This window comes from Streptomyces sp. KR55 (assembly GCF_052245645.1).
GTDB lineage: Bacteria > Actinomycetota > Actinomycetes > Streptomycetales > Streptomycetaceae > Streptomyces > Streptomyces flavusporus.
Map to the genome: position 1 here is coordinate 1 of NZ_JBQQCE010000210.1, position 16,105 is coordinate 16,105.

General features: G+C 70.4%; 14 protein-coding genes and 1 pseudogene. 10 read left to right on the forward strand and 5 right to left on the reverse strand.

From position 1 onward, the window contains the following. Together ACTWQJ_RS27715 and ACTWQJ_RS27720 are read right to left on the reverse strand one after the other, a co-directional pair. Positions 1-475: serine hydrolase domain-containing protein (locus tag ACTWQJ_RS27715; protein WP_443309271.1), on the reverse strand; the 475-nt coding region annotated here is incomplete at its 3' end. Next, positions 472-1,308, reverse strand: a complete 837-nt coding sequence (locus ACTWQJ_RS27720; protein ID WP_443309272.1) for an IclR family transcriptional regulator — start codon at positions 1,306-1,308, stop codon at positions 472-474. The genes ACTWQJ_RS27715 and ACTWQJ_RS27720, both read right to left, overlap by 4 nt. Positions 1,309-1,362: 54 nt before the next feature. Here ACTWQJ_RS27720 and ACTWQJ_RS27725 point away from each other — a divergent pair, with 54 nt between their 5' ends. The 5 genes from ACTWQJ_RS27725 to ACTWQJ_RS27745 are packed head-to-tail and all read left to right on the forward strand — an operon-like array spanning position 1,363 to position 6,545. Continuing rightward, positions 1,363-2,937 carry an ABC transporter substrate-binding protein gene (locus tag ACTWQJ_RS27725; RefSeq protein ID WP_443309273.1) on the forward strand — a complete coding sequence of 525 codons (1,575 nt, stop codon included), beginning with the start codon at positions 1,363-1,365 and terminating at the stop codon, positions 2,935-2,937. Next, positions 2,934-3,923 carry an ABC transporter permease gene (locus ACTWQJ_RS27730; RefSeq protein WP_443309274.1) on the forward strand — a complete coding sequence of 330 codons (990 nt, stop codon included), beginning with the start codon at positions 2,934-2,936 and terminating at the stop codon, positions 3,921-3,923. The genes ACTWQJ_RS27725 and ACTWQJ_RS27730 overlap by 4 nt, the downstream gene beginning before the upstream one ends. Beyond that, positions 3,920-4,834 carry an ABC transporter permease gene (locus ACTWQJ_RS27735; RefSeq protein ID WP_443309275.1) on the forward strand — a complete coding sequence of 305 codons (915 nt, stop codon included), beginning with the start codon at positions 3,920-3,922 and terminating at the stop codon, positions 4,832-4,834. Before ACTWQJ_RS27730 ends, ACTWQJ_RS27735 begins: the two co-directional genes overlap by 4 nt. Then, on the forward strand, positions 4,831-5,676 hold the full coding sequence (locus ACTWQJ_RS27740) for an ATP-binding cassette domain-containing protein (protein WP_443309276.1): 846 nt from the start codon (positions 4,831-4,833) through the stop codon (positions 5,674-5,676). Before ACTWQJ_RS27735 ends, ACTWQJ_RS27740 begins: the two co-directional genes overlap by 4 nt. Beyond that, positions 5,673-6,545, forward strand: a complete 873-nt coding sequence (locus ACTWQJ_RS27745) for an ATP-binding cassette domain-containing protein (RefSeq protein ID WP_443309277.1) — start codon at positions 5,673-5,675, stop codon at positions 6,543-6,545. The genes ACTWQJ_RS27740 and ACTWQJ_RS27745 overlap by 4 nt, the downstream gene beginning before the upstream one ends. Before the next feature lie 11 nt (positions 6,546-6,556). Here the strand turns inward: ACTWQJ_RS27745 and ACTWQJ_RS27750 are convergent, their stop codons facing one another. After that, complete coding sequence (locus ACTWQJ_RS27750) at positions 6,557-7,516, reverse strand: ROK family protein (RefSeq protein ID WP_443309278.1); 960 nt, start codon at positions 7,514-7,516, stop codon at positions 6,557-6,559. A 41-nt stretch (positions 7,517-7,557) separates the two neighbouring features. Here ACTWQJ_RS27750 and ACTWQJ_RS27755 point away from each other — a divergent pair, with 41 nt between their 5' ends. From ACTWQJ_RS27755 to ACTWQJ_RS27770, 4 genes are all read left to right on the forward strand, one after another. Continuing rightward, positions 7,558-8,322: a creatininase family protein gene (locus tag ACTWQJ_RS27755; RefSeq protein ID WP_443309279.1), complete on the forward strand. Its 765-nt coding sequence runs from the start codon at positions 7,558-7,560 to the stop codon at positions 8,320-8,322. A gap of 69 nt (positions 8,323-8,391) precedes the next feature. Beyond that, the gene (locus ACTWQJ_RS27760) at positions 8,392-9,519 is read left to right on the forward strand and encodes a mandelate racemase/muconate lactonizing enzyme family protein (RefSeq protein ID WP_443309280.1); all 1,128 of its coding nucleotides are present in this window, start codon (positions 8,392-8,394) and stop codon (positions 9,517-9,519) included. Further along, complete coding sequence (locus ACTWQJ_RS27765) at positions 9,516-9,911, forward strand: RidA family protein (protein WP_443309281.1); 396 nt, start codon at positions 9,516-9,518, stop codon at positions 9,909-9,911. The genes ACTWQJ_RS27760 and ACTWQJ_RS27765 overlap by 4 nt, the downstream gene beginning before the upstream one ends. 275 nt (positions 9,912-10,186) lie before the next feature. Further along, positions 10,187-13,108, forward strand: coding sequence for an FAD-binding and (Fe-S)-binding domain-containing protein (locus tag ACTWQJ_RS27770; protein ID WP_443309282.1), 2,922 nt, complete (start codon positions 10,187-10,189; stop codon positions 13,106-13,108). Positions 13,109-13,300: 192 nt separating this feature from the next. Here the strand turns inward: ACTWQJ_RS27770 and ACTWQJ_RS27775 are convergent, their stop codons facing one another. Next, positions 13,301-14,086 carry a hypothetical protein gene (locus tag ACTWQJ_RS27775; RefSeq protein ID WP_443309283.1) on the reverse strand — a complete coding sequence of 262 codons (786 nt, stop codon included), beginning with the start codon at positions 14,084-14,086 and terminating at the stop codon, positions 13,301-13,303. A gap of 197 nt (positions 14,087-14,283) precedes the next feature. Between ACTWQJ_RS27775 and ACTWQJ_RS27780 the strand changes: the two are divergent. Next, positions 14,284-14,686, forward strand: a pseudogene (locus ACTWQJ_RS27780) (ATP-binding protein); the annotation flags it as partial. A gap of 288 nt (positions 14,687-14,974) precedes the next feature. Here ACTWQJ_RS27780 and ACTWQJ_RS27785 read toward each other — a convergent pair. Next, on the reverse strand, positions 14,975-15,697 hold the full coding sequence (locus ACTWQJ_RS27785; RefSeq protein ID WP_443309284.1) for a CBS domain-containing protein: 723 nt from the start codon (positions 15,695-15,697) through the stop codon (positions 14,975-14,977). Between the last annotated feature and the right edge of the window lie 408 nt (positions 15,698-16,105).

Genomic DNA, 16,105 nt, shown 5'->3' on the forward strand with positions numbered 1-16,105 from the left:
TCACGGCCTCGGCGATCAGGCCGAGGACGATGAAGCCCTGCGAGGTGTACTCGACGCGGGTGCCGGGCCGCGCGGTCAGCGGCAGCAGGCGTACGGCATCCAGCAGTGCCGTACGCGTGGAGTGGTCGCGGTACAGCGGCACCTGACCGGGGATGCCCGAGGTGTGGGTGAGGAGATGACGTATCGTCAGGTACTCCTTGTCGCCGCCCCGGTAGTCCGGCAGGTGCGCGCCGACGGTGTGCTCCAGGGCCAGCACGCCCCGTTCCACCAGGGCCATGACGGCGAGTCCGACGATCGGCTTCGTCACCGACGCGAGGTCCCACAGCTCCGTGCCGTCCAGGTCCGGGCCGCTCCACGAACGGGTACCCGTCCAGCCGCGTTCCAGGGAACCGTCCGCGTCGCCGACAGACCAGGCGGCGCCGGAGTAGATCCGGGCCTCCCGTCCGCCGGTGAGCACTCGGTGGGCGCCGCTCACTCTTGCTCGCCCTTTGGCGCCGTGTTCACCAGGCCCAGCGCGGGAGTCGGCGCGCCGAGGCCGACGGAGACCGTGCGCGCGGCGGCGCGCACCATGGGCCCGAACACCTCCAGGCTGTCGGAGTCCATGGTGAAGGCCAGCCCGGAGACGCCGATGGCGCCCACGACCCCGCCCTGAGCGTTCAGTACGGGCGCGGCCACCGACCGGACGTCCGGCTCGTCGTACTCGTCCTCCAGCGCGTACCCGCGCAGCGCGGCCCGGGCCAGTTCCGCCCGTAGCGCGGCGGGCTCGGTGACGGTGTACGGCGTGCGGGCCACCAGGTCGGACGCGTCGAGCACCGCGGACGCCTCCTCGGGCGGCAGGGCGGAGAGCATGGCGAGCCCCGCCCCGCTGGTGTACAGCCGCGTACGGTGACCGGGCCGCGCGGTCATCCGGTACTCGCGGGCCGGCTCGGACTGCTCCAGGAACACCACGTCGGCATCGTGCCGCACGGCGTAGTACGCGACGTGGCCGGTGCGCCGCCGCAGGTCGGCGAGGACGGGACGGGCGAGCGCGAGGGCGGTGCTGTCGGTCAGGGCCGCGGCCGCCAGACCCAGCAGGCGCGGGCCGGCGCGGTAACAGCCCCCCTCCGCGGGCTCGGCGAAGCCGTGTTCCGCCATGGTGCGCAGATGGCGGTGGACGGTGGGCTTGGTCAGTCCTGTACGTCGTGCGATCTCGCCCAGGCGATGGGGGCCGCCGGGCTGGACGAGTGCTTCGAGCACCTCCATCGCCTTCTCGACGGGCCCCTTTGCGGGCTCTTGGTCGACCGATCGGGTGTTGACCGCTTGCATCATGTCGCTTAGCTTAACCCAACCGCATTCCATCTGACGGAACGGAGGTGTTGTTCAGTGGAACGAATTCGTCAGGGGCGCACGGTGGACCGGAGTCATCCGTCTCGGCGCGGCGTCCTGCGGACCGGTGGTCTGCTGCTCGGCGCGCTCACCGCTCCCGCGCTTCTGAGCGGGTGCGGCACCGCGGCCGCCGACGGCGCCGGAAACGTCCTGCGGGTCTCCCAGCCGGGGGACCCCAAGACGCTGGACCCGCACAAGCAGGGCGACATGGTGTCGATGAACGTCCTGATCAACATGTTCGACACGCTCACCACGCGGGGGCGGGACAACCAGCTGCATCCCCGTCTCGCTCTGTCGTGGAAGGCAACCGACGCGCGCACCTGGCGATTCGCCATCCGTCCGGGCGTCACCTTCCACAACGGCGAAGCGTGCGACGCGCGGGCCGTGGCGTTCAGCATCAAGCGCCTGCTCGACCCCGCGACGAAGTCACCGATCGTCGAGCTGCGCTACGTCGAGGACGTCACCGTCGTCGACCGGCTCACCGTGGACGTGCACACCACGGTGCACGATCCGATCCTGCCCGCCAAGCTCTCGCTGTTCGGCGGTGTGGTTGTCCCGCCCCGCTATCTGTCCGAGGTGGGCGACGACGGCTTTGCCGAACGTCCGGTGGGCACAGGCCCGTTCACCTTCGTCAGCTGGCAGCGCGACCACGAGCTGCGCATGCGCGCCTACGCCGATCACTGGAACGGACGTCCGGGCCTCGACGGCCTCGTCTTCAGCCCCGCGCCCAACGCCTCGTCATCCCTGGCCGCCCTCCAGAGCGGCGGCGTCGACCTCGTCGCCGGGCTCACCCCGGACGCCGCCCAGCAACTTCAGGGCTACTCCGGTGTGACCCTCGACGGCTACACGGGGATCCGCACGTCCTATCTCTCGCTGAACACGCTGGAGAAGGGCCCGCTCCAGGATCGGCGAGTGCGGCAGGCACTCAACCACGCCGTCGACGTGCCGCTGCTGATCGAGGCGGTTCTCGGCGGCAAGGCGACGGAGACACCCGCGCTCGTCCCCCGCGGCGCCTTCGGATTCGACCCCTCCGTCAAGCCGTTCACCCGCTCGGTTAAGACCGCCCGCAGACTACTGGCCGAGGCCGGATATCCGAACGGCTTCTCCACGACCCTCACTGCGTCCAATGTCGACTCCAACGTCGCGGAGGCCATCTCGGGACTCCTGGCCCGAGCGGGAGTGCGCGCACGCGTCAACCTCCTCGACCCAGGCACGTACTCAGCCCGGCTCACCTCCGACAACCGGGGAGCGCTCGGCCCCATGTACCTGGCGGCCAGCACCGTGTGGACGATGGACGGACAGAGCATCGTCCAGTCGAACGTGCGCAGTGACCGGCGCCAGAGCCGCTGGCACTCCGCGGAGGCCGACCGCCTCATCGACGTCGAGGAACTCTCCGAGGACCCCGAGAAGCGCAAGCAGGCGTTCTCCGACCTGCAACGCCTGATGCGCGAGGAAGCGCCCTTCGTCTTCCTCTACCAGATCGACAACATATACGCCCGCAACGAACGGCCCCGCTGGAAACCGGGATCCGCCGGCGTACTGGCCATGGAGAGCGCGGAGGTCTCCCGATGAGCCTCACCCTCGACAAGCCGTCCGCTCCGGCGGACAGCCGCCCTCCCCGGCGCGACCGTACCCGGTTGCTGCGCACCGTTCTCCACCGCCTCGGCACCGCACTGCTCGTCCTGCTGTGCACGGCGACGGTGTCCTTCTTCCTCGTACGACTGTCCGGCGACCCGGTCAAGATCATCCTGCCGCCCGACGCCACAGCCGAACAGGAGAGCGCGCTGCGTGCCTCCCTTGGTCTCGACCAGCCGCTGCTCACCCAGTACCTCGACTTCCTCTGGGGACTTCTCCGATTCGACTTCGGCGACTCGCTCGTCTACGGCCAGCCCGTCAGCGAGATCCTCGCCGACAGGCTGCCCGCCACCATCCAACTGGCCGCCGCGGCACTGGCGGTGACCCTCGTCATCGCCATCCCCGCGGGCATCTTCGCCGCCATGCGGCGCGGCCGCGGTTCGGACCACACCGTGATGACCGGCGTCCTGATCGGCCAGTCCACCCCGCCGTTCTGGGTCGGCATCCTGCTCATCCTGGTCTTCGCCGTCTGGCTGCACGTCCTGCCCGCGTCCGGGTACGGAAACTTCGCCAACCTGGTCCTTCCGGCGGTGACCCTCGCCGTCTACTCCGTCGCCGTCGTCGCGCGCCTGCTGCGGTCCTCGCTGATCGACGTCCTGTCCTCCGACCACATCCGCACCGCCCGCGCCAAGGGCTTCGGCCCGCTGAAGGTGGTGCTCACCCACGGCATGCGCAACGCCTCGCTGCCGGTGGTGACCGTGGTCGGCCTGGAGGTGGGCAACCTGCTGGGCGGGGCGATCCTGACCGAACGGGTCTTCTCCTGGCCGGGCGTCGGACAGCTCACCGTCGAGGCGATCTCCAACCGCGACTTCCCGCTCGTCCAGGCCACCGTCCTGTTCTTCGCCGCCACCTTCGTCGTGGTGAACCTGCTCGTCGACCTCTCCTACAGCTTCCTCGACCCGAGGGTGAGGACGTCTCGATGACCGTCATGTCACCTATCGCGACCGACCGGACCCCGGCGCAGGCCCCGGCCGACGACTCCCGGTCCGTCGTGCTGCGCGCACTGCTGCGCAACAAGCTCGCCGTCGCCTCGCTCACCGTGCTCGCGCTCCTGCTGGCGGCGGCCGTGTTCGCGCCGCTCATCGCGCCCTACGACCCCAACGCGCAGAACCTCCTGCTGAGGCTGCGTCCGCCCGCCTGGCACGACGGCGGCAGCAGCGCCCATCTCCTGGGCACCGACCAGCTGGGCCGCGACATGCTCTCGCGGGTCATCCACGGCGCCCGGGTCTCCCTCCTGGTCGGCGCCGGAGCCGCCCTGCTGGCCGGTGTGATCGGCACGGCCGTGGGGCTGACTTCCGGATACTTCGGCGGCTGGGCCGACCGCACCCTCATGCGGCTCGCCGACGTCCAGCTCGCCTTCCCCTCGCTGCTCCTCGCCCTGGCGATCGTCGGCTTCGTCGGCTCCAGCCTCTGGTACGTGATCCTCATTCTCGGCTTCACCGGCTGGGTCTCCTACGCCCGCGTCGTACGCTCCGAGGTGATGTCGCTGCGCTCGCGTGACTTCGTCACCGAGGCCCGCGCGATCGGCGTCACCGACGTCACGATCATGCGCCGGCACCTGCTGCCCAACGTGATGGCGCCCCTGGCGACCATCGGCACCCTGCACGTCGCCGCCGCGATCGTCGCCGAGGCGTCCCTCAGCTACCTCGGCCTGGGCGTGCCCAAGGAGACGGTCACCTGGGGCGGCATGCTCTCCGACGGCCAGCTCTACCTGGGAACCTCCTGGTGGGTCGCCGTCTTCCCCGGCATCGCGCTGATGCTCACCTCCCTCGCCATCAACATCACCGGCGACGCCCTGCGCGACGTCGCGGACCCGAAGGCCTACCGCCGATGACCACGAACCGACCGACCACCGAACAGAGCCGGGGACCGGCGCAGGACGAGCCGCTGCTCCGGATCAAGGGCCTCCGCGTCGACTTCCGGCTGGAGACCTCCATCGTGCACGCCGTCCAGGACATCTCCTTCGACGTCCGCGCCGGCGAGACCCTCGCCGTGGTCGGAGAGTCGGGCAGCGGGAAGACCGCCACCGCACTGTCCGTCCTGCGCCTCAACCCCAGCCCGCCGTGCGTCTACGCGGGCGGCGAGATCGTCTTCGACGGGCGCGATCTGCTCAAGCTCTCCGAGAAGGAGCTGGGACGCATCCGAGGTCGCGACATCGCCATGGTCTTCCAGGACCCGATGACGTGCCTCGACCCGCTCCAGCGCGTCGGCGCCCAGGTCGCCGAGGTGCTCAGGCACCACACCGGCATGTCCCGGGCCGAGGCGAGGGAGGCCGCGCTGGCCGCCCTGGACGAGGTCGGCATCCCCGACCCGGCCTTGCGCTACCGGCAGTACCCCCACGAACTGTCCGGCGGCCTGCGCCAGCGCGTGATGATCGCCACCGCTCTGGTCGCGCGGCCCCGGGTGCTCATCGCCGACGAGCCGACCACCGCGCTCGACGTCACCGTCCAGCGGCAGATCCTCGACCTTCTGGTCACCCTCCAGCACAGGCACAACATGGCTGTCGTGCTCATCACCCACGATCTCGCGGTGGTGGCGGAGACCGCCGACCGCGTCGTGGTCATGAACAAGGGCAAGGTCGTCGAAACCGGCGACGTCCTCGACGTCTTCGACCGTCCGGCCGACGACTACACCCGCAAACTGCTGGCCGCGACACCGCGATTGGAGGCGGCATGACCACCGAAACCGCTCCCCGGACGCCCGCGACCGCCAAGGTCCTCCTCGAACTGGTCGGCCTGCGCAAGGAGTTCGGCACCAGAGAGGTCAACGTCGCCGTCGACGACGTGTCGCTGCAAGTCCACGAAGGCGAGACCCTGGCCCTGGTCGGCGAGTCCGGCTGCGGCAAGACCACCCTGACCCGCCTGCTCCTCAAGCTCATCGACCCCACGGCGGGCAGCGTGCGCTTCGACGGACGGGACCTCGCCACGCTCTCCGCGGCCGAGATGCGCACCGTTCGCCGTCAGATGCAGGTCGTCCTGCAGGACCCGTACTCCAGCATGAACCCGCGCATGCGTATCAGCGACATCGTTGCCGAACCACTGGTCACGCACGACCCGGCGGCCCGCGGGCGGCGTGTCAGGGCCCGCAACCGGGAGCGGGTCGGGGAACTGCTGGAGGCCGTCGGCCTGAGCGCCGGCATCCAGGACCGCTACCCGCACGAGTTCTCCGGCGGCCAGCGTCAGCGCGTGTCCATCGCGCGGGCCCTCGCTCTCGAACCGCGCCTGCTGGTACTGGACGAGCCGACCAGCGCGCTTGACGTCTCCGTGCAGGCCACCGTTCTGGACCTGCTCGCGGAACTTCAGCAACGCCTGGGGCTCACCTATGTCTTCGTCTCCCACAACCTCGCCGTCGTACGCCAGGTCGCCGACCGGGTCGCGGTGATGCGCGACGGACGCCTGGTCGAGGTCGGCGACGCGGCGACGGTGTTCCACACCCCCGAACACCCCTACACGCGGCGGCTGCTGGACGCGGTGCCGGCCCTCGACCCGCGCCGGGGCCGCCGCGCCGCGGAGCGCGTGCCCGTGACGAGCGAAGAGAGCCGATGACCGCCCAGGCACTACCCGTGCGACAGCACCAGCCCGGCGCCTCCGAGCAGCGCGACATCGTCGACGGCGGCCGTACTGACCAGCACCCGTGGCTGCTCGGCACCCGAGAAGGCGACAGCGGCCCGCAACCGTTCCTCGACCACCGCACGGAAGCGTTCCCCGCCCTCGCGGGCCTCGCCGTGCAGGATGAACAGCCCCGGCGCGAACAGCTGCTGGACGTTCACCAGCCCCAGGGCGAGGTTTTGCGCGTACTCCTCGACCACCTGTCCGGCCGGCTCGTCCCCGCGGCGCACCAGCGAGGCGAGCGAGACGTCGTCCCCCAGGCCCACGGCACGTGCCCGGGCACGCAGCCAGCCGGTGGTGGCGACGGTCTTCCAGCAGCCGCGGTTCCCGCAGGTGCAGCGCTCGCCGCCCGCCGACACGGTCATGTGGGCGCCGCTGCGGCCGCCGGGCGGCGCCATCACGTCGCCGTCGTAGAGGACACCCACGCCGAGGACCTCGCCGGTGGAGACCGAGGCGAAGGTACGCCGCCCGCGGCCCGCACCGAACCAGCGGTCGCCCAGCACCTGGAGGCGCGCCCGGTGCTCGACGCGTACGCTCGCGCCGGTGAGCGCGCCCAGGCGCTCCGTCACGGGATACCCGTGCAGGGCGGGAACGTCGTTGACCTCGCGGATCAGACCCGTCAGCGGGTCGACCAGTCCGGCGGCGGCCACCCCCACACCCCTGAGGTCCTGCCCGGCGAAGACCACGGCCGCCTCGGCCAGTGCGGTGTCGATGTCCGCGGGGGTCGCGCCGGACGCGTCGTACGCGATCTCGACACGTTCCAGGATCCGGCCCGCCCCGGACAGCACCGCCGCCCTGACACGACCCGGCACCAGTTCGACGGCCCCCAGCGTCTGCGACGCACGGGGAGCTGTCGGTTGCGTCTCGGCCTCGGTGACCAGTCGCAACGGAGAACGTTTGTGGACCATGCGCCGACTCTGCCATGGGCCCGTTTCGGAGAGGTAGCACCGTGAGCCAATCGAGACTCAGCGAACTGACCTGGCATGAGGTACGCCGGGCCGGCGAGGACGGCATCGCCCTGCTGCCCATCGGATCGCAGGAGCAGCACGCCGCGCACCTCCCCATGGGCACCGACACCCTCCTCGTCGAGGAGGTCGTCGACCGGGCGCTGCACATGCTCGCTCGGGAGGCGTCCGGGCCCGACGTGGTGCGGCTGCCGGTGCTGCCCTTCGGGCACAGTCCGCACCACCTGTTCGCCGCCGCCGTCTCGCTGTCCGCGGCCACCCTGGGCGCGGTCCTGGACGAGGTCCTGGACTCGCTGGTGACCAGCGGCTACCGCCGCGTCATGGTCGTCAACGGGCACGGTGGCAACGACGAGATCATGCGGCTGGCGGTGAAGCGGTTCGCGCTGCGTTCCGAGGTCACCGTCGCGGCCTGCTCCTACTGGAACCTCACCGCGGGCCAGGACGACGCGGGCCGCCCCGAGGTCACCCCCGGCCACGCCGGATGGTTCGAGACGTCGCTGATGCTGGCGGCCCACCCCGGCCTGGTGCGCACACCGGTACCGGCGCGCACCCCCGTGGAACCGCCGCCCCTGTTCGACAACCCGCCGCATCCGGGCCTGACCGTGGAGCGGCACGGGGAGTGGGCCCGGGTCGGTGGTGCCACGGACGACCCCTCCGGCGCCGACGGCGTCCCCGGAGAACAACTGCTTCAGGACAGGGCGCGTGGACTGGCCCGCGCCATCGCGGCCTTCGACGCGGCCACGCGCTGAGGACGGCCGCGGCCTCCGCCCCACCGGACGCCGCGCAGGCCGCCACCCCGCAACTTGCAAGGAGAGAAAATGAAGATCACTGACGTCGACGTGTGGGTCGTCAACCTCCCACTGGTCAATCCCTTCACGAGTTCCTTCGAGACCAAGACGGGTGAGACCCGCACCGTAATACGCATCCGCACCGACGAGGGCGTCGAGGGCTGGGGCGAGACGATGTGGGGCAGGCCGGTGGCCGCGATCGTGCGGTCGATGGCCTCGGACCTGATCGGAACCAGCCCGTTCGCGCTGGAGAGCTTCCACCGCAAGCAGCACATGGTGCCGTTCTTCTACGGCTACCTCGGCTACGCCGCGATCGCGGCCGTCGACGTGGCGTGCTGGGACGCGATGGGCAAGGCCACCGGGCAGTCCGTCACCGACCTGCTGGGCGGCCCCGTCCGCGACGAGGTGTCGATCACTGCGCTGATCACTCGGGCCGACGCATCCGGTGCCGAGCGGACCGACCTGCCGAAGGCCATGGCGGAGCACGCCGTGCGCGTGGTGGGCGAGGGCGGTTTCCAGGCCGTCAAGCTCAAGGGAACCCGCGACGCCGAGGGCGATGTCGCCATCCTGCGCGCGGTGCGCGAGGCACTGCCCGAGGTGAACCTGCGCGTCGACCCGAACGCCGCCTGGTCCGTGCCGGACTCGGTACGCGCCGGAATCGCGCTGGAGGAACTCGACCTCGAGTACCTGGAGGACCCGTGCGTCGGCATCGAGGGCATGAGCCAGGTGAAGGCCAAGGTGCGCATCCCGCTGTGCACCAACATGTGCGTCGTCCGCTTCGAGGACTTCGCGCCCGCCATGCGGCTGAACGCCGTAGACGTCATCCACGGTGACGTCTACAAGTGGGGCGGCATCGCCGCGACGAAGGCTCTCGCCGCGCACTGCGAGACCTTCGGGCTGGGCATGAACCTGCACAGCGGCGGCGAACTCGGCATCGCCACGGCAGCACACCTCGCCGTCGTCTCGAGCACCCCGGTGCTCTCCAGGGCGATCGACAGCATGTACTACCTGCACGCCGACGACATCATCGAGCCGCTGCACCTGGAGAACGGCAGGCTGCGCGTGCCGGCCGGCCCCGGTCTCGGAGTGACCGTGGACGAGGACAAGCTGCGGCACTACGCCGCGGTCAACGAGCGGGAAGGCGACCTGACCGGATGAGCGAGCCGACGGTCAAGCAGGCGGTCCACACACCCTCGGCACCCCGTCCCGCGGGGGCCTACTCCCAGGGTGTGGTGGCGGGCGGATTCCTCTACACAGCGGGCTTCGGTCCCCAGGACCCGGCCACCGGCGAGACACCGGAGGGCGTCGCGGCGCAGACCACCCAGGTGCTGCGCAACATCGGCGCGGTGCTCGCCGAACACGGCCTGACGATGCGGGATGTCGTGAAGGTCACCGCGCACCTCCAGCATCTGGAGCGGGACTTCTCCGAGTACGACGCCGCCTACCGCGCCTTCTTCGTGGAGCCGTACCCGGTGCGCACCACCGTCGGCTCGGACCTGATGAACATCCTCGTCGAGATCGACGTGGTGGCCGTCCTGCCCGGTCACTGACGGTGCGCCCGCACGGGTTCACCGTGGCCCGCCGACACCTCGGCCGCATTTCCCGGGATCGTCCGCAGCCCCGGGTGCGCGACACAACCGGCAAAGCGCGCGACCGGCCTCGCCGCGGTCTGCTCCACGCGGCCGGAAAGAGCCCGGGACCGGGGGCGGCAGCACGGTGACCCACCGGTGTGCGTGCGTCGTACGCTGAGCAATGATCGAGACCGTGTGGCGGCACTGTCACCAGGTGGCAGTGCCCCACCGGTCCACCGAGGAGACAGAACACCATGCCCCTACTGGAGCCCAAGCCGGCGAGCCTCCGCCCCAAGGCGGTTCGCTCCGCAGCCCACGACCGGGTCCCCGACGCTCAGGCCGGAGGCACGCCCGAACAGCTCCGCGCGGAGCTGACCGCCCTGCTGGGAGCGGACAGAGTCCGATGGAAGGTCTCCGACCTCGTCAAGTACGCCTCCGACGCCAGCCCTTACCGGTTCCTTCCTCAGGTCGTCGTACTCCCCGAGAACGTCGACGACATCGCGGCGATCATGTCGTACGCGCGCGCCAACGGCCGGGAGGTCGTCTTCCGGGCCGCCGGCACCAGCCTGAACGGCCAGGCGCAGGGCGAGGACATCCTCGTCGACGTCCGCCGCCACTTCACCGGCATGAAGGTCCTGGACGACGGGGCGCGGGCACGTATCCGCCCCGGCACCACCGTCATGCGGGCCAACGCGACCCTCGCCCGGTACGGCAGGCTGCTGGGCCCGGACCCCGCCAGCGCCATCGCCTGCACCGTCGGCGGTGTCGTCGCCAACAACGCCTCCGGCATGACCGCCGGCATCACCCGCAACTCCTATCGCACCTTGTCCTCGTTGACCTTCGTCCTGCCGAGCGGCACCGTCGTCGACACCGCGGATCCCGGGGCGGACGAGATGCTGGCGCGCGCCGAGCCGGACCTGTGCGCCGGACTCATGGCCCTCAAGGCGGAGATCGAGGCGGACGCGGAGCTCACCGCTCGCATCCGCGCCAAGTACGAGATCAAGAACACCAACGGGTACCGGCTCGACGCCTTTCTGGACGGTGCCACGCCGGTGCAGATCCTGCGCGGGCTGATGGTCGGCTCCGAGGGCACCTTCGGTTTCATCGCCGAAGTCGTCTTCGACACGCTGCCGCTGGACCGCAAGGTCTCCACGGGGCTGCTGTTCTTCCCCACACTCACCGCCGCCGCGGCCGCCGTGCCCCACTTCAACGAGGCGGGAGCGCTCGCCGTAGAGCTGATGGACGGCAACACACTGCGGGCCTCGGTGAGCGTCCAGGGGGTGCCCGCGGACTGGGCCGACCTGCCGCAGGAGACCACGGCACTGCTGGTGGAGTTCCGTGCGCCGGACGACGCGGGGCAGGAGGCGTACGAGCGGGCCGCGGCCGCGGTCGTCGCGGGACTGGACCTCGTCGCGCCGGTCGCCTCCGTGACCAACGAGTTCACCCGTGACGCCAAGGCCATCTCCGGCTACTGGAAGGCCCGCAAGGCCTTCGTCACCGCGGTCGGCGGCTCACGTCCGGCGGGCACGACGCTGATCACCGAGGACTTCGCGGTTCCTCCGTCCCGGCTGGCCGACGCCTGCGAGAACCTGCTGCGGCTCCAGGCGGAGCACGGATTCGACGCGGCCGTCGCGGGCCACGCGGCCCACGGCAACCTGCACTTCCTGCTGGCCTTCGACGCGTCGAAGGCGTCCGACGTCGACCGGTACGCCGCGTTCATGGACGACTTCTGCCAGATGACCGTCGAACGGTTCGACGGCTCACTCAAGGCGGAGCACGCCACCGGGCGCAACATCGCCCCGTTCCTGGAGATGGAGTGGGGGCCCAAGGCCACCGAGCTGATGTGGCGCACCAAGCAAATCATCGATCCCGACGGCGTGCTGGCGCCGCGGATCGTCCTCGACCGCGACCCCGAGGCCCACCTGCGAGGGCTCAAGACCATCCCCCAGGTCGAGCTGATCGCCGACCCCTGCATCGAGTGCGGTTTCTGCGAACCCACCTGCCCCAGCCACGACCTGACCACCACCCCACGCCAACGCATTGTGCTGCGCCGGGAGATGCTGCGCCAGCCCGGCGGCTCGCCGGTCGAGGACGAACTCCTCGCCTCCTACGGCTACGACGCCGTCGACACCTGCGCGGGCGATTCCACCTGCAAGATCGCCTGCCCGGTCGGCATCGACACCGGCGCCATGATGAAGGACTTCCGGCACCAGCGGCACTCTCCGCGTGAGGAGCGGATCGCGGCGGTCACGGCGAACCGGTTCAAGACCGTGGAGACCTCGGCGCGCCTGGCGGTCGCCGCGGCCGACAAGATGAGCGACCGGCTGCTGACGGCCGTCACCGGCCTCGCCCGCAAGACCGTACGGCCCGACCTGGTACCCGAGTGGCTTCCCGAGATTCCCGGGGCGGCCCGCAAGATGCCCCTCACCACCCGGAACGGAGCAAGCGCCGTCTACTATCCCGCGTGCGTCAACCGGATCTTCGGCGGCTCCGGGGGCGACGGCACCCGCTCCCTGCCGGAAGCCGTGGTCGAGGTGTCGGCCCGGGCCGGGAAACCGGTGTGGATCCCGGACGACGTGAGCGGAACGTGCTGCTCGACAATCTGGCACTCCAAGGGATACGACGACGGCAACACCGTGATGGCCAACCGCATCGTCGAGGCCGCCTGGCGCTGGACCGACGGCGGACGCCTGCCGCTGGTCGTCGACGCCTCGTCCTGCACGCTCGGCATCGAGCACGAGGTCGTCCCGTATCTCACCGACGCCAACCGGGAACTGCACCGGCAGCTCACGGTCGTCGACTCCGTCGTCTGGGCCGCCGAGGAACTCCTGCCGCACCTGACGATCCGGCACAGGACCGGCTCGGCGGTCCTGCACCCGACCTGTTCGATGCAGCACCTGGGTGACGTCGAGCAGCTGCGCGCGGTCGCCGAGGCGGTGGCCGAGGAGGTCGTCATCCCGGACGACACGGGGTGCTGCGCGTTCGCCGGCGACCGCGGGATGCTGCACAAGGAGCTGACGGCGTCGGCGACGGAGAAGGAGGCCGCGGAGGTCACCTCTCGTGAGTACGACGCCCACCTGTCTGCCAACCGTATGTGTGAGATCGGCATGGACCGGGCCACGGGCCGCGAGTACTACTCGGCCCTGATTGGGCTGGAACGCGCGACTCGTCCCTGAAGTCGGCCCCCACAGCCGCACGACGGACACATCGACGAGACCGGGCGGCGGCGGTTGCGTCCCTCACGGGCCGGAGGGGCAGCGCGAGCCGTCGCCGGCCTCAGCAACGAACGTAGGGCAGCAACGAAAATAGGGCGGAGACCAAACGCTGCCGACGTGGGCGACACGCAGTGCGTCGTGCCCGCGGTGACGTCATTGCTCTGCGTGTGACCGGGTGAGTCCGGCGCTGACCTTGCTCAGCATCTGCCCCAAGAGGTGGAAGGCTCGCGCCCTTGTCGGCGCTCCGCGCGCTGTGCCCGTCCAGTAGGCATCGGTGAACGTCTCGGTTGCCGCTAGGATCCGGTCCTCGTCCCGGGCTGCGAACACGAGGACGAAACGCACATAGTCGCCGATGTCGGTGCCCAGCGGGTACTGGTCCGCGAAGTTGCACAGGCGTGAGGTCAGGGCGGGCAGCGTTCGGTCCGTCGGGAACACCACGGCGAGGCCTGCGAACGCCAGTCGGACCGCCGGGCATTCGGCCGGCCATCGGGCCAGCAGGTCAGGCGTGCAGGACTCGACGGCGCTGCGGGCCCGGGCCTCGCTCTCGGAGTCGGCATGCCGCGGAGTCGACGGCCAGCTCCCGGCGTGGCGGTCCCCGACGGTGGCGGCGCTGAACAGCAGGTGCACTGCTTCGAACCGTTGCCGGGCGGGCACCCGGTCGTCGACGGCCAGGGCCGCGAGCAGCGTGATGCCGTCGGCGGTGTCCGGCTGACAGGTGTCCTGGTGGAGGATCTCGTTGTAGAAGTCGCCAAGGAAGCGTCGATCGTCCCAGGAGGGGTCGACCTCCCAGTCGAACAGCATCGCGGCCTGTGGAGGGCGCCCGTCCGGCAGGCGGTCGGCGATGACGGCCCGGAAGAGCTGCCGGATCGGCGGACCGGAGGCGATAGCGTCACGTAGCGGATCGCTCTCGGTCGGCTCGGATGCGGCGTGCGACTCCATGATCAGCGCAGCCTATTGCAGCCCTCCGGGCCGCCTGCCCGCCGCCAGTGACTCGTCTCGCACTGGCGGCTGACCTTCCTGCCTCGATCCCCGCTGCTTTCACCGCGACCGGCATCGACAGCGCGCCGCGCTGGGCGAACTTCGTCAGGCGCCACTGAACCGACTACATCGCCGCCGTCGAAGCAACAGCCGGCTACGCCCTGCTCATCGCCCGCACGAACGCTCTCGGTACCTCCCACGTGGCCACCTGGGACCTGCCCGCGGCGCCCGTCGTCGTCGCCGACGCGCGCCGCCGGGCCGCCGACCAGCTCACGACCTGGGGTCTGCAGGATGCCGTCCCGACCACTGAGCTGATCGTCAACGAGCTGGTCACCAACTCCATCCGGCACGCCCAAAGCCCCCATCCAACTGCGGATCATCCGCAACACCGCTCTGATCTGCGAGGTCTCCGAGGCCAGCAGTACTGCTCCGTATCCGCGCCGCGCCCGTGTCCTGGACGAGGGCGGCCGTGGTCTGTTCCTGGTCGGCCAGCTCGCCGAGCGCTGGGGTACCCGTCCCATGTCGACCGGCAAGACCATCTGGGCGGAGCAGCCCCGACCGTTCCCTCGCCCGCGGCCCCGGCGCCTGCCCGCCGGGAGACCACACACAGCGGATCACGTGGTGGAGCCACGCAAAAACGACCATGAGCACCCCGCGCAGCGGACCGGCGGGTTCCGCCCGGCCTACCAAGCACGCGGCGACGACCCGATCATGGCGGAGCTGTAACCGAATCGCCCGACGGAGGAGCACGAGCAGGTCGGCCAAGCGGTCCGCCGCGGAGGGTTGTCGGCGTCACAGAGAGACGATCAGCGTCTCCGCGCTCCCACAGCAGCCAGGAACTTTCGGACGTCATGGACCCCACCGGTGCCGGTTGGAGGACTTGGAGGGCGTGGCGGCCGGCCCTCTACTCAGGGCCTGCGCCGTGCCATCGCCTACGGCGCGGAGGTGATTCGTGACGTCGACGACGCCGTCGACACTCTCGGACAGGCGTACAGCGATGGGGATGAGGCTGCTCTGCGGCACGGTGCCGCTGAGCGTCACCCGTCCGTCGGTGACTTGGACGGTGACCGCGCCGGGGTCCAGGCCGAGGGTTCGGGTGAGAACCTCCGTCGTGATTTCCTCGCGGATGGCCGGGTCTCGCCGCAGGAAGACGTGCAGCAGGTCACCACGGCTGACGATGCCCACCAGAAGTCCGGCGTCGTCCACGACGGGCAGCCGTTTGACGTGGTGGCGGGCCATGGCACGGGCTGCCTCCACGACCGACCACTGCGGTCGCGCCGTGACGGCCGGACTGGTCATCAACCCCTCGGCGGTCAACGCGTGGGCCTTGGCGCGTTCTGCGGACAGCAGGTGCGCCGCGGCCAGATGTCCGCCCGGATCAGCCTGACTCTCCTGTTTGCGCAGCAGGTCCGCCTCCGACACCACGCCGATCGGGCGGCCCTGGTCGTCGACGACCGGTACCGCCGTGATGTTGTACTCCGCGAGGTGCTGGACGATGTCCTTGAAGCCTGTGTCCCGCCGCACGCTCACAACCGCCGTGGTCATGAGGTCGCCGACCATTCGATGCAGCATGTGACCTCTCCCTCCTCAGGCGCTTGCGGCACAGATCCTCTCTCCACTGTCCGCCTCTTGGAGGCCCCCCGCACTGTCCCCTCGAGAGTCACGGCCGACACCTGGCACTCGGCGTCGCCCCAGAGGTCAGCGGGCTTGGGCCGTTCTGCCGTTGTGCCGGGGCGCAAGCATGGCTGACCTGACTCTATGAGGGCCGGGCCCCCTTTCCTGCTCAGCCCGGCGGTACCTACTGTCCGGGTAAGTGCGAGCTCGGGAAGGAGGCCCTCGATGTCTGTCTACGTCGGTATCGACGTGCATCGCAAGCGCTCGCAGATCGCCGTGGTGGGTCACGACGGTGCGGTGCGAGTGAACCGGAACGTGCCCAATGGCGTCCGCACCGTTCTGGGGGTCATCGGGGACCTGCCGATC